This is a genomic window from Paenibacillus sp. PDC88, assembly GCF_900106725.1.
GTDB lineage: Bacteria > Bacillota > Bacilli > Paenibacillales > Paenibacillaceae > Paenibacillus > Paenibacillus shunpengii.
Map to the genome: position 1 here is coordinate 782,652 of NZ_FNNT01000002.1, position 26,245 is coordinate 808,896.

General features: G+C 43.5%; 21 protein-coding genes and 1 pseudogene. 13 read left to right on the forward strand and 9 right to left on the reverse strand.

What is annotated here, in order from left to right; genetic code table 11:
* Positions 1–23: 23 nt before the first annotated feature.
* Positions 24–1,685: a PucR family transcriptional regulator gene (locus BLW49_RS10230; RefSeq protein ID WP_090724408.1), complete on the reverse strand. Its 1,662-nt coding sequence runs from the start codon at positions 1,683–1,685 to the stop codon at positions 24–26.
* 155 nt (positions 1,686–1,840) lie between these two features.
* Here BLW49_RS10230 and BLW49_RS10235 point away from each other — a divergent pair, with 155 nt between their 5' ends.
* From BLW49_RS10235 to BLW49_RS10250, 4 genes are all read left to right on the forward strand, one after another.
* Positions 1,841–2,323 (forward strand): hypothetical protein, encoded by a 483-nt coding sequence (locus BLW49_RS10235; protein ID WP_090724410.1) that lies wholly within the window; start codon positions 1,841–1,843, stop codon positions 2,321–2,323.
* A gap of 179 nt (positions 2,324–2,502) precedes the next feature.
* Positions 2,503–3,966, forward strand: a complete 1,464-nt coding sequence (locus tag BLW49_RS10240) for a MocR-like pyridoxine biosynthesis transcription factor PdxR (protein ID WP_090724411.1) — start codon at positions 2,503–2,505, stop codon at positions 3,964–3,966.
* A gap of 32 nt (positions 3,967–3,998) precedes the next feature.
* Positions 3,999–4,943: a D-alanine--D-alanine ligase gene (locus BLW49_RS10245; protein ID WP_090724413.1), complete on the forward strand. Its 945-nt coding sequence runs from the start codon at positions 3,999–4,001 to the stop codon at positions 4,941–4,943.
* Positions 4,933–6,111: an aminotransferase class I/II-fold pyridoxal phosphate-dependent enzyme gene (locus BLW49_RS10250; protein ID WP_090724414.1), complete on the forward strand. Its 1,179-nt coding sequence runs from the start codon at positions 4,933–4,935 to the stop codon at positions 6,109–6,111. The genes BLW49_RS10245 and BLW49_RS10250 overlap by 11 nt, the downstream gene beginning before the upstream one ends.
* Here the strand turns inward: BLW49_RS10250 and BLW49_RS10255 are convergent.
* Positions 6,086–6,355 (reverse strand): annotated as a pseudogene (locus tag BLW49_RS10255) (PhzF family phenazine biosynthesis protein); the annotation flags it as partial. The gene BLW49_RS10250 and the pseudogene BLW49_RS10255 sit on opposite strands and share 26 nt — an antisense overlap.
* Before the next feature lie 400 nt (positions 6,356–6,755).
* Between BLW49_RS10255 and nhaC the strand changes: the two are divergent.
* Positions 6,756–8,153 (forward strand): Na+/H+ antiporter NhaC, encoded by a 1,398-nt coding sequence (gene nhaC, locus BLW49_RS10260; RefSeq protein WP_090724556.1) that lies wholly within the window; start codon positions 6,756–6,758, stop codon positions 8,151–8,153.
* Between the two features lie 150 nt (positions 8,154–8,303).
* Here nhaC and BLW49_RS10265 read toward each other — a convergent pair whose 3' ends face one another.
* Together BLW49_RS10265 and BLW49_RS10270 are read right to left on the reverse strand one after the other, a co-directional pair.
* Complete coding sequence (locus tag BLW49_RS10265) at positions 8,304–8,819, reverse strand: hypothetical protein (protein ID WP_083655940.1); 516 nt, start codon at positions 8,817–8,819, stop codon at positions 8,304–8,306.
* A gap of 279 nt (positions 8,820–9,098) precedes the next feature.
* On the reverse strand, positions 9,099–10,514 hold the full coding sequence (locus BLW49_RS10270) for a catalase (RefSeq protein ID WP_090724417.1): 1,416 nt from the start codon (positions 10,512–10,514) through the stop codon (positions 9,099–9,101).
* A 267-nt stretch (positions 10,515–10,781) separates the two neighbouring features.
* Between BLW49_RS10270 and BLW49_RS10275 the strand changes: the two genes are divergently transcribed.
* Entirely contained in the window at positions 10,782–12,095 is a 1,314-nt protein-coding gene (locus BLW49_RS10275) for an alkaline phosphatase (protein ID WP_256209696.1), read from the forward strand.
* A 255-nt stretch (positions 12,096–12,350) separates the two neighbouring features.
* On the opposite strand, the gene BLW49_RS10280 is transcribed toward BLW49_RS10275, so the two are convergent.
* Complete coding sequence (locus BLW49_RS10280; RefSeq protein WP_076313827.1) at positions 12,351–13,226, reverse strand: hypothetical protein; 876 nt, start codon at positions 13,224–13,226, stop codon at positions 12,351–12,353.
* 315 nt (positions 13,227–13,541) lie between these two features.
* Here BLW49_RS10280 and BLW49_RS10285 point away from each other — a divergent pair, with 315 nt between their 5' ends.
* From BLW49_RS10285 to BLW49_RS10295, 3 genes are all read left to right on the forward strand, one after another.
* A complete protein-coding gene (locus BLW49_RS10285; RefSeq protein ID WP_076313828.1) occupies positions 13,542–14,120 on the forward strand; it encodes a TetR/AcrR family transcriptional regulator in 579 nt (192 codons plus the stop codon).
* Between the two features lie 58 nt (positions 14,121–14,178).
* Positions 14,179–15,660: a DHA2 family efflux MFS transporter permease subunit gene (locus BLW49_RS10290; protein WP_076314099.1), complete on the forward strand. Its 1,482-nt coding sequence runs from the start codon at positions 14,179–14,181 to the stop codon at positions 15,658–15,660.
* Positions 15,661–16,108: 448 nt separating this feature from the next.
* Positions 16,109–17,818, forward strand: coding sequence for an ABC transporter substrate-binding protein (locus BLW49_RS10295; RefSeq protein WP_076313829.1), 1,710 nt, complete (start codon positions 16,109–16,111; stop codon positions 17,816–17,818).
* Positions 17,819–17,915: 97 nt separating this feature from the next.
* Here BLW49_RS10295 and BLW49_RS10300 read toward each other — a convergent pair whose 3' ends face one another.
* Positions 17,916–18,896, reverse strand: a complete 981-nt coding sequence (locus BLW49_RS10300) for a YpdA family putative bacillithiol disulfide reductase (protein ID WP_177178699.1) — start codon at positions 18,894–18,896, stop codon at positions 17,916–17,918.
* A gap of 231 nt (positions 18,897–19,127) precedes the next feature.
* Positions 19,128–20,606 (reverse strand): DHA2 family efflux MFS transporter permease subunit, encoded by a 1,479-nt coding sequence (locus BLW49_RS10305; RefSeq protein ID WP_076313831.1) that lies wholly within the window; start codon positions 20,604–20,606, stop codon positions 19,128–19,130.
* A 167-nt stretch (positions 20,607–20,773) separates the two neighbouring features.
* On the opposite strand from BLW49_RS10305, the gene BLW49_RS10310 reads away from it, so the two are divergent.
* Positions 20,774–21,337, forward strand: coding sequence for a TetR/AcrR family transcriptional regulator (locus BLW49_RS10310; protein ID WP_090724422.1), 564 nt, complete (start codon positions 20,774–20,776; stop codon positions 21,335–21,337).
* Positions 21,338–21,410: 73 nt separating this feature from the next.
* On the opposite strand, the gene BLW49_RS10315 is transcribed toward BLW49_RS10310, so the two are convergent.
* The gene (locus tag BLW49_RS10315) at positions 21,411–22,364 is read right to left on the reverse strand and encodes an L-lactate dehydrogenase (protein WP_076313833.1); all 954 of its coding nucleotides are present in this window, start codon (positions 22,362–22,364) and stop codon (positions 21,411–21,413) included.
* A 391-nt stretch (positions 22,365–22,755) separates the two neighbouring features.
* On the reverse strand, positions 22,756–22,860 hold the full coding sequence (locus BLW49_RS29160) for a DUF6254 family protein (protein ID WP_256209697.1): 105 nt from the start codon (positions 22,858–22,860) through the stop codon (positions 22,756–22,758).
* 276 nt (positions 22,861–23,136) lie between these two features.
* On the opposite strand from BLW49_RS29160, the gene BLW49_RS10320 reads away from it, so the two are divergent.
* The 3 genes from BLW49_RS10320 to BLW49_RS10330 all read left to right on the forward strand — a co-directional run bounded on the left by BLW49_RS10320 (position 23,137) and on the right by BLW49_RS10330 (position 26,236).
* Complete coding sequence (locus BLW49_RS10320) at positions 23,137–23,913, forward strand: TerC family protein (RefSeq protein WP_076313834.1); 777 nt, start codon at positions 23,137–23,139, stop codon at positions 23,911–23,913.
* A 267-nt stretch (positions 23,914–24,180) separates the two neighbouring features.
* Positions 24,181–25,329 (forward strand): glycosyltransferase family 4 protein, encoded by a 1,149-nt coding sequence (locus BLW49_RS10325; protein ID WP_076313835.1) that lies wholly within the window; start codon positions 24,181–24,183, stop codon positions 25,327–25,329.
* 16 nt (positions 25,330–25,345) lie between these two features.
* Positions 25,346–26,236, forward strand: coding sequence for a patatin-like phospholipase family protein (locus BLW49_RS10330; protein WP_256209698.1), 891 nt, complete (start codon positions 25,346–25,348; stop codon positions 26,234–26,236).
* The last annotated feature ends 9 nt before the right edge of the window (positions 26,237–26,245 follow it).

The window sequence follows — 26,245 nt, forward strand, 5'->3', positions numbered from 1 at the left end:
ATTAGTTCTTCCTAACATGCTCCTTATAATCCACCTTGAGGAAATATCATGGATTCTATGGCAAATGCCATTCGAAAGCGGAGGCTGGTCGAAGGGTCCTTCAAACGGAGTCCGGTGATCTTCTCACATTTATCCAATCGGTATACGACGGTGTTTCGATGAACATATAGCTGCTTGGAAGTTTCCACGAGCTGGCACTGGGTATCATAGAAAACCCTTAAAGTACGCAGTAATTCTTCGCGCTCCTGCGGGTCCACCTGATAGAACGAGCGCAATGTGTCCTCATAGAATTGGCGCAGTTCATCATGAGGCAGCATCCGGAACAGGTAGGCTGTGTCCTTGGATTGAAATGATTCGACGAATCGATACATGTTCATCTGATAGCCATACTGCAATGCTTTGACTGCCTCGTTATAAGAAAGTCCGATATCCAGCACACTTGTAACGAGATTCCCTATTCCGATCGATATGCTGATCCCAGCATCATCGAATAAGGCATCAACTCTCCCTCTCAGCTCTTCGATTAGAAGGTGCTCATTCCATGTGATCTCGTCAATCGCAAGCAGGATTGCAAAATTGTCATTCTTGGTGAACATCTTAAATGGATATCGAAGCCCTTGAAGCTGCCATTTAATGAATTCGTACTGCACGTCTCTTTCTGATATGGACAGCTCATTCAGATTCGAACCACGCTTGTGTAAGGAGCGGGTGCGATCAGGCTCGTCTATTCTGGCAGTTACTACAACCCAGTTCACATTAGGAGTTAATCCAAATTTCTTCCCAGAATGAAACACTTCAGCTTCTGTACTATAGTAACCTTCAATTAGATCAGAGAAGAATTCGTTCTTGTATCTCCTCGAGCGTTCCTTCACGGCCTGTGCTTTAGTCAGCTCCATCCCGATGACATTCACTGCCTGCTCCATCGTTAGACCATAACGTCTTGAAGGTGATGGGGATCCGTGAAATGACAGAAGATACCCTTCAAGTCGGTAAGTATGGACAGGATAGAGAAGTACATGTGAATAATGACGGAACCTGGTTTCCAATAAACAAAACGTACTAGAAGCAGTACCAAACTGAGTAGAATCGAGCGCAGATCCGATCATCCTGGTTATTTCCTCAAGCTGGGAAGAAGGGAGATTCGAGCTTGCGATCAGCTGGCGTTTGTCGTTCAGCAGCACGATTGGGGAGGATAACAGCTTTGCGAGTGCGGCAACGAGGTCAGCAATGCTCTTGCCCTGCATCGACATATCACAGAAGCGCTTGTGAATATGAAGCGCATATTGTAATTCCTCATTTTTGTTGTCGAGTATAAGACTCGTGGACCGCTGCAATATCTCGCCCAGGGATAATTTGGATTCAGAGATCTCAATGATAGGGAACTGCAGCCGTTCTGCTTCAGCAATGACGTCATCCGGAATCGTGATGCCGAAACGTTTTGTTTTGATGGCGATTCCCGAGCACTTCAACTGCTGCATATCGCTGATCAGCTTGGGTAACGTATCCGGCGCAGCCTTAAAAAAGAACCCATTGGTGAGCAGCAGTTCATTTGGCTTCAGGAAATGTATGATATCCGGTGTGTCCATAATATTGACGGTTTCAACCTGACGAGACATGCCTTCTGCTCCGGCAAGAATTTGTGAGCTGTCATAAATATCACTGCGAATTAGTTCATCTAAATGCATAACTCACCTCTATTCCAACGATGCTTCTGTTATCAAAGCTAGCACTATGCTCTGAAGTAGTAAATACATATGTTAGATATCAATTTAGAACGGAACGAAATTGCAGATTATGTAGTCTATACTTTATAACGGAGATCATGATGAAGGAGGTAAGTATGCATAAGATCATATGTCTTATATTATTCAGTGTAGCGCTCATGACGGGATGTGAAAAAGGGGGTTCAAGTCATTCTCCGCTTACAGGGAACAAGCCTCCTGGAGTGCAGATCAAAATAGCAGATCAATTCTACGATACGAAGCTAGGTACATATTGCTGGTCCAGCAATAATCAGGGAATCTGTGTAGATACAGCGGGACCTGTAGAGCTGCTGCAAGATGTAACACCGCTTAGGGTATCACCGGAAGCCGCGATACAGTTTGTAATGAACTATGAGCCTAAGCCCAATCAGTGTTCGCTGCAGCAATATAGCGGGGAGAATATTCATAAGGAAGTAAGTATTGAAAATAACGCCTTTACTGCTCCGACTCAAGAAGGCACTTATTATTATTCATATGGAGTCTGGTGGATGGATGAGGAGAATGAGCAAGTATCTCATGGGGATGCATTTTATCATTTTGTAATAGAGGTTGAAAAATAAACGTTTATTACTACTAAACACAGCTATAAATGTGAGGTTGACGGACCATTCGATTAGGTGATCGAAAGGTCTTTTTTATTATAATAGAACAAACCACTGCCAGCGAGAATATGTGACATCGTGGATCTAGTGGTCTGACAGATTATATGCGATGATGATGTCGAAGGGGCTGCTGAGAAATGTATTCGGATTTTGTACTTGCAAATGAGCGACCGGCTTATATACAGGTCAAAGATTATATGAGACGGCTAATAACGACAGGGGCGCTGCAAGGTGATCAGAAGCTGCCTTCTACCCGTGAACTATGCGGACTCCTCCATGTTAGCCGTAATACCGTCATAAATGCTTACTCGGGGCTTGAAGAGGATGGTTTTATTTATACTGTGAAAGGTCAGGGGCATTTCGTTACTCTGTCTGCTGCACCTTCGGATTCTCTATTTCAGTCACACGATGTGAAGATTAACTGGAGTACGAAATTAAATGACTATGCCAGGCTGGCCGAAGAACATGATCTAATGAAGCATGGTATTCGCGGACAGAAACAAGCCATTTCTTTTACCAGTATTGCACCTGATGAGAAGCTGTTTGATCTGCAAAATGTAAAAAGGGCCTTTATGGACCGAATGTCATTAGAGGGAGACGTGCTTCTGAATTACGGCTACGCCAAAGGCTACAAACCGCTGATCGAATATCTGCTGAGCTACATGGAGAACAAAGGCGTGGACCTAGCGGGTAAGGATCTGCTCGTGACGAGTGGTTTCACGGAGGGACTCAGTCTGGTATTGTCCAGCTTCAAGCAAGGAAGCGGACGGATTTTGTGCGAGAACCCTACTCATCATACAGCGATCAAAGCATTTAAAATGCATGGTTACAAGATTACCGGAGTGCCTATGGAGAGGGATGGAATCAATCTCAAGGAGCTTTCACGTGAGCTTGCCTCACAAGCTTATGATTTGGCTTATCTTATACCCTCTTATCATAATCCGACAGGTATCGTCATGTCTCATCCAAAAAGAAGAGAAGCGCTGCGGCTTCTTAATCAATATCACGTTCCCATTATCGAGGACGGATTTAATGAGGAGCTCCGATATTCAGGATCGCATATTGCACCGCTTGTCGTGAGTGCGGGTAGTGGAAACAACAGTGTAATCTATATAGGGAGCTTCTCTAAAATACTATTTCCCGGTTTGCGTGTCGGGTGGATTCTTGCTGATCAATCTTTGATTGATTATCTGGAGAGCGTGAAGCGTGCACGAACTATCCACACATCAACGCTCGATCAATCCTTGTTGTATCAGTATTTATATAACGGCAATTTTGAGAAGTATCTTAGACGAGCGAAGGCGGAGTACAAGCGAAAATACGAGCTGGTCGTCAGAAGCTGCAAAGAATGGCTGCCTGCACATCAGCTGTCAAGTGATGGAGGGCTTCACGTATTTATTGAGTTTGCAGCCGGCTTTGATACAAGGGAGCTGTTGAAGCTCTGCTCAGAACAAGGGGTTTTATTTACACCGGGTGATATTTTTTATACAGACGGCAGGGGTCAGAATACACTTCGGCTTGGGTTCTCACGTGTATCGGAAAGGGATATTCAGAAGGGAATCCAAATCATTGGTTACTGTGCGGAGAAGCTGCTGTCATAACCGCACCGTATGAATTCAAGGGAGGTATTGTTGTGAAGGTTGGCATTTTGATGGGCGGAGTATCTTCCGAAAGAGAAGTTTCACTCCAAACAGGCAAGCAAATGATGGTTCATCTGGACCAATCCAAATATAGTCCGATACCAATTGAGATTAGGGATAAGCGTGACATGATCACGAAGACAGAAGGGATTGACGTCGCTCTGCTCGCACTTCATGGAGCTTTTGGTGAGGATGGAAGAGTGCAGGCCACCCTGGATACATTGGGGATTCCATATACAGGAAGCAGCGTTCTCTCCAGCAGTATTTGTATGGATAAAGACATGAGCAAGAAGCTGCTGAGGCAAGAAGGTGTTCGTACACCGGACTGGATGAATGTTAGCAGCTTGGAAGAGCTGGCGACCGTAGATTTCGAAACTATTGCATTTCCGGTCGTCGTCAAGCCGAATAGCGGCGGGTCGAGCATCGGAACTCAAATTGTTCGCTCGGCTGAGCTTCTTGAGGAAGCAGTAGCAACAGCATTGAAGTGGGACGGTCATGTCATGATAGAGCAGTATATAGAAGGAGAGGAGCTAACTTGCTCTATATTAGACGGTGAGCTTCTGCCGATCATATCGATTAAACCCAATGCTGAGTTTTTTGACTATGTGTCCAAATATGAGGCAGGGGAAGCGGAGGAGCAGGTCATTCAACTCACAGATGTGCTGCAAAACGAGGTGAGTGACGTGGCATTAAAATGCTGCTTGGCCCTAAAATGCAGCGTATATGCCAGGGTGGATCTTATGCTGAAGGACGGATTGGTCTATGTGTTAGAAGTAAATACGCTTCCGGGAATGACTCCAACGAGTCTGTTTCCGCAGAGCGCCAGAGCAGCTGGCATAGAGTACGAAGAGCTGCTGGATCGAATCATTACAGCCTCCTTGAAGGAAAGAAGCAAAGAGAATGTACGTATTGGGGGGACCGATGATAATGAATCTTAAGAACCGATTCCTATCCCCTGTCGTACAGACGATGCCTCCGTCGGGAATACGCCAATTTTTTAACGCAGCCGAAGCAGATCCCGAGGTGATCTCTCTAGGTGTTGGAGAACCTGATTTCGTTACACCTAAGCGAGCAATAGAAGCATGTGTTAAGGCACTTAACAATGGAAAAACCATGTATACACCCAATGAGGGACTCATGGAGCTTCGGGAAGAAATTGCTGAATATTTGAACGAGTATTTTAACATGAGCTACGATCCTATAGATGAGATTCTCGTCACCGTTGGCGGTAGTGAAGCAATTGATCTGGCACTGCGCGCACTTATAACACCGGGTGATGAGGTTGTCATACCTGTGCCAGGTTACGTGGCTTATTCACCGCTTGTACGTTTAAACGGTGGCGTTCCGATTGAGCTGGAGCTGCTCTATAAGCACGATTTTAAACTGAACGAAGAGTTACTAGAGCAGGCCATTACTTCAAGAACGAAAGCCTTGATCGTCAATTTTCCTAGTAATCCCACAGGTGCAGTGATGAAGAAAGAAGATTGGCTGCCGATTGTACGCTTGGCAATACAGCATAACCTCATCGTAATTACGGACGAAATGTATGCTGAACTCACGTATGATGGTCATCATGAGAGTATCGCATCAATGCCTGGTATGAGAGAACGAACGCTGGTGGTCAGCGGCTTCTCCAAAGCATTCGCGATGACAGGATGGCGAGTAGGTTATTTATGCGGACCTAAGCAGCTCCTGCAGGAAATGGTTAAGATTCACCAATATACGACCTTATGTGCACCTATTATGGGGCAAATTGCCGCAATGGAATGTCTAAGGAACGGACATGAAGAAAAAGAAGCAATGAAGCGTGCTTATAATGAGCGGCGAAAAATGTTCATTCAGAGCTTAAGTGAAATGGGTCTGTCCTGCCGGCAACCGAAGGGAGCCTTCTATGCCTTTCCAGACATTACGTTGACAGGAATGAGTTCTCAGGAGTTTGCAGGCAGGCTGCTCCACGAGGGTAAAGTAGCCGTGGTCCCTGGTCAAGTGTTTGGCAGTGGCGGCGAGGGTTTCGTCCGATGCTCATATGCCTCTTCATTCGCTCAGCTGGAGGAAGCATTGGAAAGAATCAGCCGCTGGCTCAGATTAACACAGGGAATTCATTGACATAAACCGCACTGCCCGTGATCTCGATCGTGTCGCCGCCGGTCACATTTACTCTTACTCGGCCATCCTTACCTAACTCCTGTCCTTGTTCTATGAGCAGCTCGAACGTTGAAGCTAATTCCTTCTTGATATACTTTGCATAGTAAGCCCCCAATACACCAGAAGCTGTGCCTGTAACCGGGTCCTCGATCGTACCTGAATACGGGGATGAGAAATGCCGGGCATGGATATGAGCAGCTTCATCTTATATTTCCCATATAACCTCCAGTAATTTGTAAGACGTCCGCTATAATCGTTTGTGATCCTAATAATCGACATTTAGCTTAGAGTACCTTTACTACTATGCTCGCTGTCCAAAATGTCAATGGATTTTTGACAGGAGTAATGAATTAGTGTAAAGTGATGTCTGCACACACGGTTTAACGCTTAAAAGCATTTTAGCATTTTAGTGATAAAAGAGGATAATGAAATTTGTCGTCAACCGATGGATTTATTTCGCACCTAGACGGTAACAAGCTTACAGAGAGCAGGAGTTCTAAGTTATTCATCCGCGATAAGAGCGGAGCCTAATGAGTCCTTTCGTCACTAAAGCGAAGGGGCTTTTTTATGTTGATGTGCATTACGATTTTGATATGGAGGCAAATATGAATCAAGAAAATAAGGTATTAAAGATCCATCCCATAGAAGCGGTAGTGATAACGGCTCTGTTAATGGGACTGCTTGGGTACCTAATTATTGGAGTTAAAGCAGTTCCTCATATGGCAGTGATATCCGGTATTGTACTTCTGTTAATTTACGGTGCTATAAAGAGGGTGGGGTTCAAAGAATTGGAAGGAGCCATGGCAGATGGGGCTAAATCCGGGATTGGTGCTGTCATGATCTTCTTTTTCATCGGGATGCTGATCAGCAGCTGGATGGCTAGTGGGACGATTCCGACCTTCATCTATTTATCTGTTGAGCTGGTGTCGGGTAGATTCTTCTATGCGATCGTCTTCCTAGTTACCGCTATTATCGGAGTTAGTCTTGGCAGCTCACTAACGACGGCAGCAACCTTGGGTGTTGGGTTCATAGGTGCGAGTACGGCACTGGATATGTCACCGGTAATCACGGCAGGAGCCATTGTTTCAGGAGCATTTTTTGGGGATAAGATGTCACCTCTATCAGATACAACAAACCTTGCTGCTACGGTAGCGGGTGCGGATCTATTTGATCATATTAAAAATATGGCCTGGACGACAATTCCGGCATTTATTATATCATTCATCGTATTCCTAGTGCTGTCTCCTGAACAAACGAGTACAAGTATAGAACAGATTGAGCTGGTAAAAGAGACCTTGATCCAGTTGAATCTTGTTAACGGATATGCACTTCTTCCATTTGTCATCCTTGCGTTGCTTGCTTTTATGAAGGTGCCTGTTACCGCTGCCTTGCTGGGAGGTGCGTTGTCGGCATTAATCATCTCCATCTGGACGGGTAATGGCATGGAAATGAAAGGAATGCTGGAGCTGCTCTATTCTGGTTACCAATCTGCCAGTGGTGTGGAGGATGTGGATTCCATGCTGACTAGAGGCGGAATAGAAAGTATGATGTTCAGTGTGTCTGTTATACTGCTCGCGTTAAGTATGGGAGGCTTGCTGTTCAGACTTGGAATTATACCTGCGTTATTGTCTATCGTACAGCGGTTCTTAAATCGTGTTTCGATCCTCATTTGCTCTACCGCAGGAATGGCTGTAGCCGTCAATTTTATTATTGGAGAGCAGTATTTGTCGGTCTTACTGCCCGGAAATGCGTTTAAAGATTACTATAAGAAGGCAGGGCTTGAACCAAAGCATTTGTCACGTGTGCTTGAGGATGCGGGAACGGTAGTGAATCCCCTTGTTCCATGGAGTGTATGTGGTGTGTTTATTGCTTCTGTGCTGGGAGTTTCCGTTGTGGAATATGCACCATTTGCTCTGTTCTGCTTGCTATGTCCATTAATAACTGTTTTCTATGGATTTACAGGCATCTCTTTGCCGAAATCCATCAAAGATACACAGAAATAAGGAAGTCGTCTAATGGTTAATATATAAGCAGCCGAATACAGAGCACTATTATCTGTTGTGAGGGAATCTACAGCAACGAATAATTAGTGGCTCTTTGCGGCTGCATATATATTAGTAATGTTGAGCTAGTTTACGCGTTGTCTGTTTGACTCAATCCCAATACTTTACGGAGCCGGAGCCGCTGAAGCTTTCGTATACATAAAATTCTGCCTTTTTGTTGTCACCATCTACATAGCTTCCGATTCCCCTATAGATAAGCGTGTCGCCAGGGTACAACAAGTACTCGTAACCAGTTACAAGCTCGTCAGCATTACTGCCTGGATCATATTCACGTAACTGATACCAAGTGCCACCACTTGGACCGCTGGCAACTTGGAATTTGAAATCACCACCACCAGAGTGGACATAGTTTGTAGGGTTTTGAGAGGATACGGTAGATCGCTGACCGAGATAATCCCATTCGCCTTCTGCCATAGGAGAAATAACTTCACCATTGGCCCGAATAATGGTCACGTTAGGTGCTGCAACAGCAGATTTATCTACTTGTCTGACTTCAGCTGCAGAATCCTCAGCCATAACCGATGAAATGGGAATAGCCACTGTTAATGTTAGAGCTGCAACCGCAGCAATCAACCACTTCGACTTCGATTGGTTCAAATACTTCACATCATCATCCTCCATATCGTAATTTATATTTAAAACCAGAGATAATGTAGCATGTATCGAGTGTCGAAGTAAGTAGAAAATAGCAAAATAATTCCATAAAAACAAAAATAATACTTTAGTCTTATTCTATACTCTAATAGTCTTATGATACAGAGCTTTTCGCAGGAATGAATTGATGTATAGATCACTAATTTCATACCAACAACATGCAAACAACCATAGTCCAGACCTGGACTATGGTTGTAGTCAAACTAAATTTTACACAGAAAAAAGTAGTCTCTATTTAATTTGTGATTGAATTAGCCTTGCGACACGTTCACCTAGCTCAGGAGAGGCTTGATAGAGATAGCCAAGAACGATGCTCGTCGTTTCTTGAGATACAGCTTCAAGATCCGCGGCGAGATTATCTGCTAAATGTTCTTGCTGTACAGGAGGCAGGCTTAGATAGTATTGACCTGCTTGGGTAAAATCATCTTGCTTCGGTATATCAGACCTCGTCAAATGACCCTCAACAAATCTGCCATTGCCGCTCGTAATAAGCTCATCGGTGGTCCAGTTCTGCTGATGGTTAACAGGAACACTGCGGAAATCAGGACCGATCCTTCGGCGTTGTGAATCCCAGTAAATATTCGCACGACCTTGCAGCATTTTATCATCTGAGAGTTCGACGCCTTCAAGCAAGTTTGAAGGGGAGAACGCGATTTTTTCAACCTGTTCCATATAATTATCTGGATTGCGGTTCAATACCATCCTGCCGACTGGTATCAAAGGATATTGCCGTTCATCCCACACCTTCGTGTCGTCAAGGGGATCAAAAGGCAGAATCGCTTCATCTGCAGGATTCATCAGCTGAACGTACAATCCATACTCTATTGTTTTTCCTGCGGCTAAGGTATCATAGAGGTCTTTCCCTGCATAATCTGGATTTTCACATGCAATTCGAGCTGCTTCTTGACGATCGATATATTGCACGCCTGCTAAAGGAATCCAGCAGTATTTAACATAAGTACGTACACCCTGTGCATTTCTCCAAACATATGTATTCACACTGTTTCCCGGTATATGACGGAGACTCTTTACCGTACCGGCGTCGGAGTAGAGCCAAACCAGGAAGTTCATCGACTCCGGCGCCCTTGCTACAAAACTCCAGAATCGTTCAGGATCAATTAGATTGTTAACTGGTGAAGGAAGAAACGCTTTGATTGATTCTGGGAAGCGGATAGCATCTCGCACGGAGAAGACAGGGATATGGTTGCAAATAAGATCAAAGACACCCTCCTCTGTGTAAAATTTAGTTGAAAAGCCTCTTACATTACGGGAAGTGTCAGGAGTTCCTTTGTTACTGACAGCGAGCGAGAATCTGACCGTGACTGGGACTTGCTGCCCAGGCTGCTGTAAAAAATGCAGCTTAGTATATGCCGACATCGAATTTACCGTCTGAAAGTATCCGAAAGCACCGTAGCCTTTGACGTGTACAGGCCTTTCAATAATTTTAGTATGTACGAAGGTTTCCAGAGTTTCATGTAATACATTGTCCTGCTCCAGTACGGGTCCCCGGCTGCCGACTGTTTGAGAATGGAGCTCGGCGGGAATGTCGCCAGCCCATTTCGAGCCTGCTCCTGTATTCTGATATCCTTGATTTTCGTTTGTAGAAGGATTTCGAGAGAAATTTGATTTAGTAGAGTTTTCGTCCATCATTCAAGCCTCCTAATCAAAAGTTGACAAGTGAATAACGAAATAGCGTTGATATATTATGCTTAAATGCAGAATGTCGTTCTTTCATCCTTATTCTTTCATGGATAGAAATAGTACTGCAGATCGGACTCTGCTTACAAAATAATTCGATCTCAATCCAGAAAATATAACGACGATATTATTACAATGAGAAAACGTTTAGAAAATATAGAGTTAATACTTCAGCTTTATATTTTAATAGATTTGATAATTAAAGGAGGAATAATAGTGAACAAATTTAAAAAAAAGGCAATAACGATTACGGCAGCATCTGCAATCACTCTTGGCACAATAACTGCCGGAAGTAACTTACCCATCTTAGATGCAAAGGGGAATCAGAATAATAATAGAAAAGTCGATAATGTCATCTTTATGGTTCCGGATGGTTTCTCTGCTTCTTATGCAACAAATTACCGTTGGTATAAAGGAGAAGAAACAGCACTGGATTCGATATTAGTTGGCATGCATCGTACATACTCTGCAAACTCTGAGATTACAGATTCAGCTGCAGCAGGCACCGCTTTTGCAACAGGTGTAAAAACAAATAACGGCATGATCAGCACTTCCCCTGATGGCAAAGAGCTCAAAACCATCCTGGAAGCAGCTGAGGAAAAGGGCAAGTCTTCTGGTTTAGTTGCGACTTCCACCATTACACACGCTACACCGGCTGTATTTGCCTCTCACGTAGCCAGTCGGGCAGATGAATCGGCCATTGCTCCACAGCTTATTGATAACGATGTTGATGTAATTTTGGGCGGAGGTAAAAAATACTTCCCTGACTCACTTATCAATGAAGCAAAAGAGGATGGATATCAGTACATCTCAAGCAAAGCTGATTTGAAGCGTGTTGAAAGATCGGACAAAGTGATTGGTTTATTTGCAGAAGCTGGCATGGCCCCGGAGTTGGACCGCGAAACGACGAATGAGCCTAGCCTGCAAGAAATGACAGAAACGGCATTGAAAGTTCTCGACAAGGACAAAGACGGATTTTTCCTTATGGTAGAGGGAAGTCAGATTGACTGGGCAGGTCATGATCATGATGCAGCCTGGGCTATGAAGGATTCAGAAGCATTTGAGAAGGCTCTGGAGTCTGTATTGGAATTTGCCAAGAAGGACAAGAACACACTGGTTATCGTCGCAGGGGATCATGATACAGGAGGGATGTCCGTTGGAGGAAACGGCCCAGGGGATGTAGATCTTGAGGTGATTCGTAATGTAACGGCTACCGGTGATTATATGGTTACCAAGCTGAATTCCACACGCAGTAATGTCAAAGAGATTGTGAAGGAATTTACTGCACTTGAACTTACAGATGAAGAGGCTCAATTGATCAAGACCTCAGAACAACCGGCGATTACGATAAATGAAGTTGTATCTGCCCGGGCAAATATTGGGTGGACAAGTCTTAATCATACAGGTGTAGACGTACCGCTGTATGCATATGGCCCGGGTGCAGAGCTATTCTACGGACTTCATGAGAATACAGATTTGCCTGTGTTAATGGCAGAAGCGCTCAAGATTAAGTTTACACCAGGAAAATAAACCAGCTGTAATTTCCATTGCTCTGAAAGTAAAAGATCACTTGGGAGGTGAGAAGATACCAATCCCAAGTGATCTTTTTCAATGAAGAGCAGACTATCATCCATTGTAAATAGAAAAATGGCTATTCACAGCACGTAAAATATAAGCGTGAATAGCCATTACATTATGTAGTTCATTGTTGGCAAGGAGATCGTTAATTATTTAGGTCTAAACTCAGAACCGTGATCTAGAAGCTGGATTGAATTTGGTACAAAGTCAGGATAAACTACGAAGATGAACAGACCCAACACTGTCAGAGCGGCTAGAATACCTTTTTTCATTAGGGAGATCTCCTCTCATAAGAATTTTATTGAGTATATCATAACACGTTTTGAGCTGAGAAACAGTACCAAATTTCCTAAGAATTTCAAACAAAGAAATTGCCTTTTTGAAATACTTGTCATTTCTCATTTCATCGGCAGCATCCAGAATATGAAGGGTAATATCAATAGCGGTTGAATGTTCCTCATTCATATTTCGGTATAGTGCGAGCTGGTACTGGTAGGACAAATAATGTGCTGCTTTTACTTTATCATTGTAATGCTTGTAATCTTCTACGTAGTTTGATAGGTGTGTTATGATCGAGTCCACGTCATAATTAAATTGATTCGCAGAACGAAGGATATTGATTAAGCCTTGAAGTACTTGATCGGGGTTAGCGTCTAGGAATTGTACATATTCGGGAAGCCTGTCCTTCTTGCCATCCAGAATATCCAGCTGTAGCTCATTGGCAGAAGAAAAGAATTTAAAGTGTTCGATCAGATATTTGCCGGTTTCTGTGGAATCATCAAGCCAGTCCAGATTGGCATAGAAGGAGATATACTCTCTTGATTTGGTGAAATCACCCAGCTTCTGATAGGAGAGACCACTCATTAGATGACTGTATCCAAAGTAATAGATGATATGGTCTTTATAAACATGTGACGTGGAGTCTGTCTCTATAAGCTCTTGATGAACTTCCTTAGCTAGCTGCATGAGCTGATCGGATAAGGATAGAACCTCTTCCCAATTCTCGATTGTATAATTTGATTGGATCAAATTTACTAGAGAGTCCAAGTCCAGAGGCTCATCGTAAGGAAAATGTACACTCATTTATTCCTCTCCTCGCCATAATTTTCATAATATTTACTTTATATTACAGGAGAAGAATTAGGAGGTCAATAAAGCTTTCGTAGGGGAAAATTACTTCTTAAAGATTGTGCTCCATAGATTTAACACGGATTTGATTATGATCATGTACTGGATACATAAAGGCATTGTAAGATGGTGCATGTTGAGCAATAATTTGATATTATCCGCACTATAACGATGCGAACTACCCTTCTCAAAATAATGCTTGACAGTAAGCAATGATATGGTTTTAATTATATAGACCAATCGTTATAATGCTTAAGGATGTGACTCTGCTTGAGTGAGAAGTCTAATGCGAAGGAATGCATCGTAAATACAGCAGCAAGACTGTTTTTTTCACAGGGATATCACGCGACCGGGCTGAATCAGATTATTAAGGAAAGCAATACACCCAAAGGCTCGTTGTATCACTACTTCCCGCATGGTAAGGAAGAGCTCGCCCATGTATGTATCCAAAAAGCGAATGAGGATATTTTGCAGAAATTTGAAGCTTGCTTTGCAGCCAGCGACAATACCGGAGACGCTATACAACTCTTCGTTCATAAGCTTGCCGATGAGACTGAAGCAGCTGGATTTACAGGGTTTTTGCCATTCAGCTTCTGGGCTGCTGTCGAAACATCGTGCATCAGTCATCAGCTGCGAGAAGCTTGTCAAAGCGTATTTGCAGATTGGCAGCAAGTGATTGCCAAGAATCTCATTAAGGATGGCATTAGTGAACAGAAGGCACGAGAAACAGGGTTATTGGTCATTTCCTTGCTCGAGGGAGCACTCATTATAAGCCTCACCAACCAAGACAAACAGCCGATGCTGACGGCTGCAGATTATTTGTCGGTTGTTGCAAAGAACGCGAGGTAGATTTAGAGAGAGATAAATGATTATAGATTAAGAGGAGGATGGAACCGTGGAGGTTACCATGAAAGCTGATACTGTACAAGAGAGGCAGGAACAAAAACAATATAAGGTACTGCCCATTTTGTTCGCCATGCTGCTCAGCGGATTTATCGGTCTATTTGGAGAAACGGCACTTAATGTAGCGATGACTCCGCTGATGGATCTGTTAGAAGTAGGGCCTACAACCATTCAATGGCTGACTACTGGTTATTTGCTGATATTGGGTATTTTAGTACCTGTGTCTGGATTGCTGCTACAATGGTTTACGACGAGACAATTGTTTACAACTTCATTAATTTTTTCAATTGCAGGTACTCTGGTAGCTGCGTTGGCACCAACCTTTGAAATGCTATTAATTGCAAGGGTGCTTCAAGCAGTGGGTACAGCTTTGTTGCTGCCGCTGATGTTTAACACCATATTGATTATTTTCCCGATTGAGAAGCGGGGTTCTGCGATGGGTCTGATCGGACTGGTTATTATGTTTGCGCCAGCGAGCGGCCCGAGTATTTCCGGTTTGATTCTTGCGAATCTGACCTGGCACTGGATCTTCTGGATTTCTTTGCCGTTCTTTATCATTTCGCTGGTGTGCGGCTTAATGTTCCTGCCGAACATCTCGAAATTGACGAAACCCAAAATTGATGTACCTTCCATTGTCCTATCCACACTTGGTTTTGGGGGCATCGTTTACGGATTTAGTAGTGCGGGCGGACACGGAGAAACCGGCAGTGGCTGGGGAAGCCCCGTTGTTATAGGTACACTGTTAGTCGGAGTATTGTCTTTGCTCATCTTCAGCATCCGACAGCTCAGAATGAAGCAGCCGATGCTGGATCTTCGGGCATTCAAGTATCCAATGTTTACAATTGGGCTCATTCTCATCTTCTTCTGTATGATGATGATGTTATCGTCCATGCTGATATTGCCAATGTATTTACAGCAGGGACTTGCGGTTACTGCCCTGACAGCTGGTTTGGTACTATTGCCGGGCAGCTTGCTGAATGGATTTTTGTCTCCCGTGATGGGTCGTTTGTTTGATAAATTTGGTCCTAAATGGCTTGTTCGTATTGGACTCGTTGTAGTGGCTGCTGTCCTGTTTATGTATTCTGGCATTGAGCCAACTACACCGCTCGCTATGATTATTACAATGCATTTATTCATGATGATCGGTATTTCCATGATTATGATGCCTGCACAGACGAATGGACTTAATCAGCTTCCACCGGAGTATTATCCGCACGGAACAGCTATTATGAATACACTGCAGCAGGTGTCTGGAGCGATCGGAACTGCGGTCGCAGTAAGCATTCTGAGTGCAGGTCAGGCAAGCTACTTGAGTGGAGTGACGAATCCGGAAAGTCCGGAGAATCAACTCGCTGCATTTACAAGCGGCGTACAAAATGCCTTTGTATTCGCATTAATCTTGGCTGTCATTGGTCTAGTCATCTCTTTCTTCGTTAAGCGGGTGCAGGTTACTGGACAACAAAGTGGTCAAGGTCCTATGCATTAATCATATAAGTTATATAGAAAGGGAGGCTTCCCGCAGTACTGGAAGCCTCCCTTTTTTGTATAGTTTAGGTTGATTCCATTTCATAATGTTCTTTGGTTTCTGCAAACAAGAGGATGACGATGTGATTATTCCAAGTGAATGATAATGCAGAATATTTTTAAAAAATAGGATTGACTTATTGAATGATATTTCATACACTGAATGCAATGAAAGCACTTACATTTAGGTTCGAAAACGTTACCTCATTTGATTTCCCGAAATGCTTCCTCTTTTTCTCTAGTACACTGCACTGCAATCAGCAATGCTCTATTCATCAATTTCATTATGTTCCTAAAGCGCTTTATTTCAAGGCTTACAAGGGTATGTATGTTTCCTTGCTTTTCAATTCGGTATAGACAGGGATGCCTGTTATACATATAAAAAAGCTATCTAAGGGGGATTACAGCAAATGAAACACAAAGCGCCAAAAACGGTTGCCATGCTTCTACTTGCAAGCACAATGTTGTTTACTGCTGCCTGTGGAAATACGAATGATGGAGCAAGTACTGGAAATGAAGGGGCTTCATCGGAATCGAATTCGACAGAACCAATCACCTTTACGTTCTTTGGAGCGGACGCAAGTCCGAACTGGAACAAGATGCAGGATGCAATAGGCCAGAAGATTATTGAAGAGACAGGTGTAACGATCAATGCCGAGTATGATGTATCAAGCGGGGGCGGAGATGAGAAGATCCCTCTGATGGCAGCAAGCGGTGATTATCCTGATCTCATCTATCCTAAAGGTAACTTGTCCAAACTGGTTGATGCAGGTGCGATGATTGATCTTACGGATCTCATTGAAGAGCATGCACCGAATCTGAAGAAGGTTTACGGAGATCAAATGAATCGCCTTAAATACAGTAATGAAGATCAATCCATATATTGGCTTCCAACGAATGCGGGAGTTGGAGAGACCTTGTTCGATGCAGGAGGCGGTTTCTCAATACAGCATCAAGTGGTGAAGGAGCTGGGTTATCCAGAGATCAAAACCCTTGAAGATTTTGAGAATGCGATTCGTGCATATTATGAAAAGCATCCAACAACAGAAGATGGACAGCCAACGATTCCGATCTCACTCAGTGCAGATGGATGGAGAATTATGATAACGGTTACAAATCCAGCCTTCGGTGTAACTGGAGCTCCGGATGATGGCGAATATTACATTAATCCTGAAACCTACGAAGCGATGTTACATTACAAGCGTCCAGAGGAGAAAGAGTTTTTCCGCTGGTTGAACAAAATATACAACGAAGGCTTGCTTGATAAAGAGAGCTTCATTCAAAAGGATGATCAGTACAAGGCTAAAATTGCAAGTGGACGCGTACTTGGGTTACTTGACCAGGATTGGGGATACAGTGACGCAGAGAATGCTTTGAAATCTGCCGGAAAGTATGAACAGACCTATGGTCACTACCCTGTATCTTTGGACGAAACCTATAAACGTGCCGATTTCCAAAGCATCGGTCTGGATGCATACGGTATCGGAATCACAACGAGCTGTGAAGATCCGGTTCGTGCCATTAAATTCCTTGACTGGCTCGCTTCTGACGAAGGCCAGGTGCTTCGTAATTGGGGTATTGAAGGAGAACATTACGTTGTAGAAGACGGAGTTCGTAAGATACCGGCAGAGGTTCAAGAGAAAAAGAACAACGACAATGCAAACTTTACGAAGGAATCCGGAATTGGCCTGTATAACATCTTCAGCGCGCGTTATGGTGATGGGGTAAAAGATTCAACAGGTAATTACTATACAACGAACTTCCCTGAGGAAATCATTAAGAACTATAACCCAGTTGAGAAAGAAACCCTTGCAGCATATGGGGTAGATACTTGGAAAGGCTTGTTCCCGACGGAAGAGGATTTCCCTGTGAAAGAGTGGGGGGCAGCATACAATATGCCGGTTCCATCGGATACAGAATACAATGTTATATTCCAGAAAACACAAGATATTATTCGCAAGCGAATTCCAGAAGCGATTGTCTCATCACCGGATCAATTTGATCAAATTTATGACAGCATGCTGGCGGAGATTGATAAAGCGGGTGCGGTTGAGATGGAGCAGCAATACACAGAATGGCTTAAAGAGCGTATTAAATTATGGACAGGAAAAGATGTGTAGTTATATCAAATCTTTGAAGGATATTTATAACGGGAACGAAGAAGACAGCCGAATGTTGATGCTCGGCTGTCTTCTGTTGTATTCATCCCAATAGCTGTTACACGGATACAAGCAGTCTCTTTTGTACCTCGTCCGCAATCTTTCCCCCATGAAATCTGCCGTCCTCGATATATACACGATTCGTCGTTCCACCTGTAACAACCCCAGCCAGAAACAAGTTGGGAACGTTGGACTCATACGTATCAGCTCGATAGGAGGGCACAGAGGTCAACGCATCCACTTGAACACCGGCTTGACTGAGCAGACTAAAGTCTGGCCGATAGCCTATTAATGAAAATACGATGTCATTAGGTATGCTGACCAGCTCTTCTGGAGTGCGTATAGAGACTGTACTGTGGGTGATTTCTTCCACATGGGACAAGGGATAAAATTTAATTTTTTCCTTCTCTACAAGATTGCGAATGTCAGGAATTAGATAAGGCTTTATGCCGACATGTGCGGATTCTCCTCGATGAACGAGTGTAACATGGGCTCCAGAGCGATAGAGATCAATAGCGGCTTCAATAGCTGAATTCTTACCACCAATCACCGTAACCTGTCGTCGGTAATATGAATGCCCTTCCGTATAGTAGTATTTTACTTTGTTCAGATCCTCACCTGGTATATGCAGCTTTCTTGGATTATCATAGATGCCTGTGGCAACGACAAGAAATTTACTATGGTATGTATGCTGGTTTCCTTTATCATCCACCGCTTGTACAGTGAATAAGTCAGGGCTTGAAGTTATACCGACCACATTCTGATAACAGTGTACGTTTAGCTCCTCGCGCTCTGTTACAAGTCGGTAATATTTCAGCAGCTCCGATCGGGTTGGACGTGCTTCCTGTGTAAGAAATGGAGTTCTGCCGATTTCCAAACGATCCGAAGTACTGTAGAACCGCATATCGGCTGGGCAATTGACAATGGAGTTAACAATCGCTTCTTTTTCGAGAATGAGATAGGAAATCCCTTTTTCCTGCAATGCTAAACCCGCTGCTAACCCGCAAGGTCCTCCGCCAATAATAATTACATCCACCATGTATATTGCCTCCCTTAACTCAAATGCTGATTTATTGAAATTGCCTTCACTCATATCGTGTTACCTATTCTATCATACGTGCTACTTTTTAGCTCTATTTTTATAAAAAATGGGATGTGAGATCGGTCTGATGTCATAATTAATACCGCAAACGTTTTGGAAATCAACAAAAAAAGAAGATGGACAGCAACAATGGCTGATCTCATCTTCCTCCATTTTTATGAAAAAATGCTATTTAGATAACACCGTCTCTTTGTTCCCTACAGCTTGCTCCGTTATCTGCTTTTGTGCCTTTTTGCCAGGCATGAGCAGCGTCAGTACAAGTGCAAGGATCCCTATAATCATCATAAAATAGTATGCATCGCCTGAGCCTAATATGGAGGACAAGGTCGCGATGAATTCAGATGAAGCCGTGGGATTCTGACTCTGAACTTCAATCGAATGACTTGCTGCTTGAGCGGTATAGATGGTGATCACAACAGCTGTACCAATTGCTCCTGCAATTTGCCGAACCGTATTGTTCACTGCGGAGCCATGTGTGCCCAATTGTCTTGGCAAGGCATTCAAACCGGCCGTGTTAAGCGGCATCGTAATAAAGCTGAGACCAATACGCAAACAAATGGTTCTGATCATTAAATACATATAAGAAGTGTCACCGGATAAGTCAGTCACAGCCCACATGGATGGGATAATGAAGAGAAGACCTGTAACAAACAGTGGTTTTGCACCGAATTTGTCATACAGCTTACCTGTAACTGGAGATAGCAGGGCATTAATCACTGCACCAGGCAGTAATAACAGTCCAGCTTCAAAGGCGGTAAAGCCTTTGCCGCTTTGGAGATACATCGGCAGCAGGATCAAATCCGCATACATCAGCATAGTAACGAGAACATTGATGATAGATGTGAAGGTAAAGATCTTATTCTTAAATACATCAAGGTTCAGCAAAGGATCCGGGGACTTGATTTGCCGCATACAAAATAGAGACGTAAATACGAGTCCGATGATTAAAGATAGGATTACACTTAAGGAATCCCAGCCTTTACTCCCAGCGGTACTAAATCCATATAATATAAAGCCGAAGCCGATCGTAGACAATACAACACTCACGACATCAAGCTTGGCTTTGACGGTTTGAGAAACGTTAGCCAAGAATTTTAATGATAGTAAAATGACAATGGCCGCAAAAGGCACCAATCCAATAAAGAGCCATCTCCAGGAAACGTATTCGATGATAAATCCCGCCAGCGTAGGGGCAATTGCAGGTGCAAATATAATGGCAAACCCGATTAAGCCCATGACACTGCCTCGTTTTTCAATAGGGAAGACAATGAGGATAACACTCATCATGAGTGGTGTAATTATTCCTGTACCTGCAGCTTGGATCATTCTCCCTGTAAGCAGAATACTAAAATTAGGAGATATTGCACATATGACGCTTCCGATTAACAGCAGCAGCATGGAGCTCACAAATAATTGTCTGGTGGTGAATCGCTTCATGAGGTAGGCCGTGGCGGGAATCAACACACCGTTAACCAGCATAAAGCCAGTTGCAAGCCACTGTATGGTTGTAGCCGATACTTTGAATACATCCATCAGATCATTTAGAGCTACATTGAGCAAGGTTTGATTCAAGGTCGATAAAAAACAACCTAAAATTAAAATAAATAATAGTATTCCTTTTTTTACTTCTGGTTTCTCTTGTTCCATTAAGATACTCCTTCCAAGCATTGCTTTATCAACACCGTATCAATAAAATAGATAGTACCACAATGAAAATGAATTGACTATTTGCAAAATTTTTCAAACCGTCGTTTAATCAGCAGGGAAGGGGAAACCGATTATAATCATCGATTTAATCGACAAAGGAGAAGGAAATGTCTATGAGGAAAAAGGAAGATCCACGAGCGATTCGCTCTAAAAATATGTTTAAACAAGCTGCGCTTTCGCTTCTGATCGAGGAACCATCTATGACACAGGTCACGGTACAGAAGGTAGCCGACCGTGCTGAATTAAATAGAGCCACATTTTATTTGCATTATGAAGATATTCATGATCTGATCACCAAGGTAACTAATGAAATCTTTGACGAGCTGTCAATAAAGATAGAACCGCTTGTCCAGTCGGAAATCATGGATAACGAAGAGGACCTTACACGATTTTTGGATTATATATACGATAATAGGAAGCTCTTCGCTGTACTGTTTGAGCATAAAAGCTATGAATCGAGGTTATTTAATCTGTTCAAGAATTTGATTGAAACGAGAAGAGATAAAGCATTGATCACGAGAGGGTTACCAGAACACTTGGTATCGATCGAGATTCTGACAGCTTCCATTATTGGGGTGATCATGTGGTGGATTCGAGACGGAATACACTTTAGCTCAGAGCATATAGCGAATCAAATTTCAATGATTTACAAAAGGTCACCTATAAGTTAGCCATAAATTCAATATTGAACATGAAAATAAATGAACATAAAAAAGAACCCTCCATTAAGGAGGGATATATGATTTACGTATTATATATTGTGCCAATCATTTCTTTGAGAACGGAGGCAGAGTGATTGAATTTCTCGGTTTCTGTCTTGTCCAGTCCAATTTCGATGACTTCTCGAATTCCACCGCGGTTGACTATTGCGGGTACGCCGATATATACATCTTCTTGGCCATATTGGCCTTCCAGCAGACAGGATACGGTAAGAATGCTGTTCTCGTTTCCAAGAATGGCCTTAGTGATCCGAACGAGGCACATTCCGATCCCGTAGTAGGTAGCTCCCTTTCGCTCAATAATATGATAGGCGGCATCCCGTACATTGACGAAGATCTCATCAAGCTTGGATTGGTCTTGTGGATTATTACGGCGCTCCAGCACTTTGGACAAGCTTTCAATTCCGATGGATGCTTGGCTCCATACCGCAAATTCGGTATCCCCGTGCTCCCCGATAATCGCTGCATGTACATTACGAGGGTCGACCTGCAGGTAATCACCAATCATGTAGCGGAATCGTGCCGAGTCCAGGGTTGTACCGGAACCAATGACGCGCTCCTTTGGCAGACCTGATTCTTTCCAGGTCACATAAGTGAGTATATCTACGGGATTGGTAGCTACGAGAAAAATCCCGTCAAATCCACTGTCCATAATCTCGCGTATAATGGTCCGAAATACTTTCGTATTCTTATCAATGAGATCGAGTCTAGTCTCGCCAGGCTTTTGAGGAAGTCCTGCTGCAATAACGACAAGATCTGCAGAGTTGCAGTCTGCGTAAGTACCGCTCCACACTCGGGTTGGTGTTAATGTAAAGGCCATTCCATGATTCAGATCCATGGCTTCGCCTTCTGCTCTGCTCTCGTTAACATCAATTAGCACAAGCTCTTCTGCCACGCCTTGATTAATCATGGAATAGGCGTAGCTGCATCCTACTGCTCCTGTTCCAACAAGTACTACACGGTTGACATTATTCTTCAAGACAGTCACCTTCCTTTATATGTTTTATTAACCATATCATAGAAGTCTGTTTCATTTTATCAGCTGATGAACATTCATGAAAGCTTGTCATGCATAGTACAATCCAGAATCGTCATCATAAGGAAAACGAAGGGCGAAGGAGACAGAAATAATTTGCTATGCCTTGTTCAAAAGAGCAGCCGAGAGGGAGGAGGGATCGCAGAAGGGCAGAGACAGTCAAGGAATCAGCAGGATGCGTTATTTCATGGTTCGGTTTCTGGGCGAAACTTTCAGGTTATTGTTATAGATAAGGAGCTGTTGAATAAATTGAAATGATAGTAACTGCAATCATAAAAGACTGCCGACGATACATGCCAGCAGTCTTCTTCAGTAATCGCAGTAAGTCCATCTCTTACTCGCTTGACAATTCCTTGAGCGATTTTACTTTACCATGTGGATGCTGTTCTTGCTTTCGTGACTTCCAGGCAGCTTCTTTTCGTCTCTTCTGGTTGGTCATAACAGTAATCCTCCTTAGGCAAATGAGATGTATACTACTTCTTTAGGGTGTCATTGCGCGGTGAATTTCATTCGTCTATATCAAGTTAGGCAGCTCCAATATAACGAAGTTTGTTAAATTTTTTCTGATAACGAAACGAAATGGGACTTAATGTCGTACATAAAAAAGGAAATAAGTGAAATCATGTAAGTATTCATTTCCTGTCATGATGAGAATCATGAGGTATGTACTAGAGTCATCAGCAAGAACATTCTAAATGGAGAGAGGGTAACACGATTGGAGTCTATTTGGCTGGAGTATGCATGGGCGCTGCTAATTCTTATTGGATTGGAAGGATTGTTATCAGCGGATAATGCCCTTGTTCTGGCGGTAATTGCGAAGCACTTGCCGGAAGAGCAGAAGAAGAAAGCGATCAATTATGGAATTATGATGGCCTTTGTGTTTCGTTTTGGTGCCTTATTCGCCATCTCGTTTATTGCAAACGTTTGGCAAATACAGGCCATCGGTGCAGCGTATCTTCTATACCTCGGATTAAAGCATGTTATCAAAGCAAAATTCGGGAAGAAAAACGAGAAAATTCGTGAGGACGTCAAGGAAAAAGCTGCCGGAAAAAGCTACTGGGCCACTGTTGGTAAAATCGCGCTTGCCGATATCGCCTTTGCGATTGACTCTATACTGGCTGCAGTAGCTCTTGCCCTCGGACTTCCGGATTCACCGCTTGGCAATTTCGGAGGAATGGACGGTGGTAAATTTATCGTTGTAGTGCTCGGTGGTATCGCTGGACTGGTACTCATTAAGTTTGCTGCCACATGGTTTGTGAAGCTGCTTGTTGACCGCCCGGCACTGGAAACGACAGCCTATGCAATCGTTGCATGGGTTGGTGTGAAGCTGGCTGTAATTACCCTTGCCCACGAGGACATCGGAGTGCTGGATCATCACTTTCCACACAGCACAGGCTGGACGCTTGTATTCTATGGGGTGTTGGTTGCTATTGCACTGTGGGGCTGGTTTGCTCCAGCGAACAAGAAGCAAGCGGCAGAAGATATTGTATAGTTTCAACCTGCTGTCAGCAGAGAAATATAACTTGTCGTTGACAATATGAGCATGGAATTCCAGGAGCTGCGAATGACGCGGCTCTTTTTATATTTTATATCCGCTTGTTCTTACCCTATGTAGGGCTGATTTGATATTATACATAGTGAAACAATTAATAACTCAACAGCAATTCACTTCATTTTTTCTATAGTATTGTGAAATTAACTCAGCCTTAATAGAAATTGGGTATCATTAGTGTTGGATCAACTAAGGAGGAAGTGTACTATGAAAATTGCGATCATAACAGAAACATTTCTGCCTTCTACTGACGGAATAGTGACCCGATTAACAGCGTCGATTCGCCATTTTCTCGCCGAAGGTCATGAAGTGATCGTTATTGCGCCGGATCTGGGAGTCACAAGCTTTGGTGAAGCGAGAATTTATGGCATCCCAGCACGTCCACTTCCGTTATACAGAACGAAAAACTTTGCAATGCCGAGCCCTAAAGTAGGTAAGCTGCTGAAAGAGTATGACCCTGATGTTGTGCATGTTGTCAATCCGGCTCTACTTGGGGCTGCCGGAATCTATTACTCGAGAAAGTATGGTTACCCATTACTGGCGTCGTATCATACCAACCTGTCGCAGTATCTTGATTATTACAAGCTCTCTTATTTAAAAGGATTGATGTGGTCCTATATACGATCACTTCACAACCGGGCAGCCGTCAATCTGTGCACTTCCCATACTGTACAGGAAGAACTAACGTCGCGGCAGTTTCGGAATGTACTGCTCTGGAAACGCGGTGTCGATACCGAATTGTTCAGCCCGACTCAATACAGTCCGGTTATGCGTGAACGGCTGTCTCAAGGACAAGAAGGCAAGAAGATATTGCTCTATGTAGGCAGATTGGCAGTAGAGAAGGAAATAGAGAAGCTTAGAGATCTGTTTGATGCTTCTGATCAATTTGTTCTGGCCATTATCGGAGATGGACCGCATCGACAGGCACTGGAGAATCATTTTAAGGGTACTCCGACACTCTTTACGGGCTTCCTGTATGATCAAGAGCTGGCACAGGCGTTTGCATCCTCCGATGTATTTGTTTTCCCATCAACGACGGAAACGCTGGGACTTGTCCTCCTGGAAGCCATGGCGTCCGGTCTTCCTGTTGTTGCTGCAAGAAGCGGGCCAACAGTTGAACAGATTAGACACGAGCATTCAGGATTATTGTATGATGCTAACGATCACAACGATTTTATCTCCGCTGTCTGTCGGTTTGAAGATGAAGCTGTAAGAAAAAGGATGGCAGAGGCTGCTTATCAAGAAAGTATAGGCAAGGGGTGGTCAGAGGCGGCAGAGCAGGTGCTTGGCTATTACAAACAGACGATCTTAGAAAGGAAGCTCAAGCATAACGAGGAAATCTTGAATTCCAATTAGAAGGAGAGATGACGGCTTGAATTCAGCGGTGAATGATATTGGACTTATCCTGGAAGGCGGGGGAATGAGGGGGTTATACACGGCAGGTGTATTGGATTGCTTAAGCGATTGGGGCATCGAATTTCCGATTGTTGTATCTTCATCCTCCAGCGCGCTCATTGGAAGTTATTATATTTCGAATCAGAAAGGGAAGATATACAAGGCCTTTAATCAACTGCTGGATGGTCGTAGTCTTGTTTCACTGAAGCGGATGCTGACCCATCAGGAGCTTTTTCATATGGATCTGATATTTAATATTCTGCCGACGCAGCTGGCACCCTTTGATTATAATACCTTTTCTCAATCGAATGCATTGTTCCTGATCACGACGACGGATATGGCAACGGGATCTGCAATGTATCATGATCAATATGATTCGGCGGAGCATCTGTTCAACCTGGTCCGTGCTTCAAGCAGTCTACCTGTACTCTCTCCAAGTGTATTGTTCCAGGGTAGACGTCTTCTTGACGGCGGCGTAGCAGATCCAATTCCGATTCAGCCTTCCATTGATCGAGGCTACAAACGTCATCTTGTCGTTCTAACCCGAAATAAAGGGTATATAAAAAAGCCCGAGCCTTACGGCTGGATGTATTATGGATTGTTCAGACAATTCCCTCATCTCCAGCATCAGCTGAAGAAAAGACATCATTACTATAACCAGACAACAAAGCGATTGATCCGAATGGAGAAGGATGAAGAAGTATTCATCATCCAGCCTGAACACCCTTTGATTGCAGGGAGAACGGAGCGCAACAAGCGAGTGCTTATGCAGCTATACTGGCAGGGCTACCGTGAAACAGAGCAGCAGAAGGATGCCCTCTTCCGATTTTTGTTTAATTCACATAATAAGAACAGATTGAATGCGTAAAGGATGGGT